The sequence below is a fragment of the uncultured Roseibium sp. genome (genome assembly GCF_947499295.1).
GTDB lineage: Bacteria > Pseudomonadota > Alphaproteobacteria > Rhizobiales > Stappiaceae > Roseibium.
The window spans coordinates 1-218 of sequence record NZ_CANMNP010000175.1 but is presented as its reverse complement, the minus strand read 5'-3'; the positions used below and the strand labels follow the sequence as shown (position 1 = coordinate 218).

Sequence of the window (218 nt, the reverse complement as noted above, 5' to 3'; positions counted from 1 at the left end):
AAAATGGCGAACCAACAAAGCTGGAGAGGGTTATCGCTGCCCTGACCAATGGCATCAAAGACGCATCAGGAAAAAATGGCACGGGCACACCCCATGTTGCCCGCGCCCTCCGTGCGCAGGGCGAGAATTCCATTGCTGTTTTTCAGAAGGATGTAATTTCCCTGGCAAAGTCGATAGAGGGCGGCAAGATCCCGGTCTACGGCGAAAACCGGGGGGAA

Annotated in this window: 1 protein-coding gene; it reads left to right on the top strand. The window is 55.0% G+C overall.

Going from position 1 to position 218, the window contains the following annotated elements:
* On the top strand, positions 1 to 218 hold a 218-nt coding region (locus Q0835_RS30285; RefSeq protein WP_298967222.1), incomplete at both ends, for a hypothetical protein.